Source organism: Sphingomonas bacterium, assembly GCF_903643065.1.
GTDB lineage: Bacteria > Pseudomonadota > Alphaproteobacteria > Sphingomonadales > Sphingomonadaceae > Sphingomonas.
Genome location: NZ_CAHJWX010000422.1, coordinates 1 through 2,790, shown reverse-complemented (window position 1 = coordinate 2,790; position 2,790 = coordinate 1). Strand labels below are relative to the sequence as shown.

The following is a 2,790-nucleotide window of genomic DNA, read 5'->3' as shown; positions in this document are numbered from 1 at the left end:
CCGGCGAGCGGCCGGAAGCCCCGCCCGTCGTTTCCCCAGTGCGCGTCCGCCGCGCCGCGCAGGAAGGCGAGGCGCACCGGGTTCAGCCGGTGCAGCATCGCCGACGACCCCGCGGGGTTCCACCAGTCCGCCGCCTGCCGCCCGAAATGCGCCGCCTCGCGCGCGTCGATGGTGGCGTCGGGGGTGGCGTCGGGAGTGGTGGCGGACACCGGGACCGCGTCGCTTGCGCTCGTCATGGCCCGTTCCTATCAGGGCGGCCCCCCGATCCGGCAAGGCATTTCCCGCCCCGATGGCCTCCTTCGTTCCTTCGTTCCACCCATCCTCTCGCATCGTCATGAAGTTCGGCGGCACGTCCATGGCCGGCACCGAGCGCATCCGCTCGGTCGCGGGCCGGGTGAAGCGCGAAGTGGCGGCGGGCGCGCAGGTGGCGGTCGTCGTCTCCGCGATGGCGGGGGAGACCGACCGGCTGGTGGGCTTCTGCCGCGAGGCGTCGCCGCTGTACGACCCGGCCGAATACGACGTCGTCGTCGCGGCGGGCGAACAGGTGACGGCGGGGCTGCTCGCCATCGCGCTTCAGGCGATCGGCGTGCCCGCGCGCTCGTGGCTGGGCTGGCAGTTGCCGGTCCAGACGTCCGACGCGCACGCGCGCGCGCGCATCGAGGCGATCGACATGGCCGCGCTCGACGAGAGCCTGGCGAGGGGCGAGGTGGCGGTGATCCCGGGCTTTCAGGGGCGCACGGCCGATGGCCGGGTGACGACGCTGGGACGCGGCGGCTCCGACACCAGCGCGGTCGCGGTCGCGGCGGCGATGCGCGCGGACCGCTGCGACATCTATACGGACGTCGACGGCGTCTACACCACCGATCCGCGCATCGTGCCGCGCGCGCGCAAGCTCGCCCGCGTGACCTACGAGGAGATGCTGGAACTCGCGTCGGTCGGCGCGAAGGTGCTCCAGACGCGGTCCGTCGGCCTGGCGATGAAGGAGAGGGTGCGCGTGCAGGTCCTGTCCTCGTTCACCGCGCCCGACGCGCCGATGGCGGACACGCTGCCCGGCACGATGATCGTGGGCGAGGAGGAACTAGGGGAAGGGATCGACGACATGGAACGCCAGCTCATCACCGGCATCGCGCACGACAAGAACGAGGCGAAGATCACGCTGGTCCAGGTACCCGACCGGCCCGGCGCGGTGGCCAGCATCTTCGCGCCGCTGGCGGACGCCGGCATCAACGTCGACATGATAATCCAGAACATCGCGCATTCGACCGGATCGACGCCCGCCTCCACGGACGTGACGTTCACCGTGCCGGCGGCGGACCTTTCGCGCAGCCTCGACGTGCTGGAGGCGGGGCGGGCGGCGATCGGCTACGAGCGGATGGTCCACGACACGCGGGTCGCCAAGATCAGCGTCGTCGGCGTCGGGATGCGCAGCCACGCGGGCGTCGCCAGCACCATGTTCACGACGCTGGGCCAGCGCGGCATCAACGTGCAGGCGATCTCCACCAGCGAGATCAAGGTCAGCGTGCTGATCGACGAGGACGAGACGGAACTCGCGGTCCGGGTGCTGCACACCGCCTACGGACTGGACGCCGCCGCCTGAGGGGCGGGGGTCAGGCGCGCGACCGTCCGACGATGGCCGGCGCCGCCGCTCGCCGCCCGCAGCATCGCCTTCCAGATCGCCTGCAAGGGGGGTGGCGCCCGCCGCCGCGACGCGGAACAAGGAGGGCATGGCTTCCCCGCTCGATTCGACCGGTTTCTCCGACGCGCTCGTGATCCTGGGCGCGGCCGGGCTGGTGATCCCGACGTTCGCGCGGCTGCGCGTCAACCCGGTGATCGGCTTCATCCTCGTCGGCGTGCTGGCGGGGCCGGCGGGCCTAGGCCGGTTCGTGCCCTCCGCGCCGTGGCTCTACTACGTCACCATCACCGATCCGCACGCGGTCGAGCCGTTCGCGGAGCTCGGCATCGTGCTGCTGCTGTTCTCCGCCGGGCTCGAGCTGTCGTTCGCGCGGTTGTGGACGATGCGCGCCAAGGTGTTCGGGCTGGGCGCGGCCGAGCTGCTGGGGATCGCCGCCGTGCTCGCCGCCGGCCTGTGGGCCGCGGGCGGGGGGTGGCAGGCGTCGCTCGGCCTCGGCCTCGCGCTCGCGCTGTCCTCCACCGCGCTGGTGTTGCCGATCGTCGGGACCGGCGGCCCTGTGGGACGGAACGCGTTCGCCATGCTGCTGTTCGAGGACCTGGCGCTGGTGCCGATCCTGTTCGGGCTGGGCGCGATCGCTCCCCACGGCTCGGCGGGCGGCTGGACGGCGATCGGCGCCACGCTGGCGAAGGGCGGCGCGGTCGTCGCGGCGATGCTGCTCGCGGGCCGCCGGCTGCTGCCGCCGATGTTCGCGCAGGCCGCGCGCACCAAGAGCCCGGAGCTGTTCCTGTCCGCCAGCCTGCTCGTCGTGATCCTCGCCAACATGGCCACCGCCGCGGTCGGCCTGTCGCCGATCCTGGGCGCGCTGCTGGCGGGCGTGCTGATCGCGGAGACCGATTACGGCAGCGAGGTGGAGGCGATCGTCGCGCCGTTCGGCGGGCTGGCGCTTGGCATCTTCCTCATCACCGTGGGGATGCGCGTCGACGTGGCGGTGATCGCCGCGCGCTGGCCCGCGCTGCTCGCCGCGGTCGGCTTCGTCCTGGCCGCGAAGGCGCTGGTGACGGGCGGGCTGCTGAGGCTCGGCGGCACGCGGGTCGGCGCGGCGCTGGTGACCGCGCTTCTGATGGCCGCTCCGTCGGAGACGACGCTGATCGTGCTCG

Annotated in this window: 2 protein-coding genes and 1 pseudogene; 2 read left to right on the top strand and 1 reads right to left on the bottom strand. The window is 72.8% G+C overall.

Annotated features, from left to right (window positions below; translation table 11 throughout):
* Positions 1 to 236 (bottom strand): annotated as a pseudogene (locus tag HUU95_RS13255) (bifunctional 2-polyprenyl-6-hydroxyphenol methylase/3-demethylubiquinol 3-O-methyltransferase UbiG); the annotation flags it as partial.
* Positions 237 to 289: 53 nt separating this feature from the next.
* Here HUU95_RS13255 and HUU95_RS13250 point away from each other — a divergent pair.
* Positions 290 to 1,597, top strand: coding sequence for an aspartate kinase (locus HUU95_RS13250; protein ID WP_174280534.1), 1,308 nt, complete (start codon positions 290 to 292; stop codon positions 1,595 to 1,597).
* Positions 1,598 to 1,724: 127 nt separating this feature from the next.
* A partial coding sequence (locus tag HUU95_RS13245; protein ID WP_174280533.1) for a cation:proton antiporter domain-containing protein occupies positions 1,725 to 2,790 on the top strand: 1,066 nt, incomplete at its 3' end.

Excerpts from the sequence above, each read along its gene's own strand:
- HUU95_RS13250 (WP_174280534.1), top strand. The coding sequence starts at position 290 with ATGGCCTCCTTCGTTCCTTCGTTCCACCCATCCTCTCGCATCGTCATG.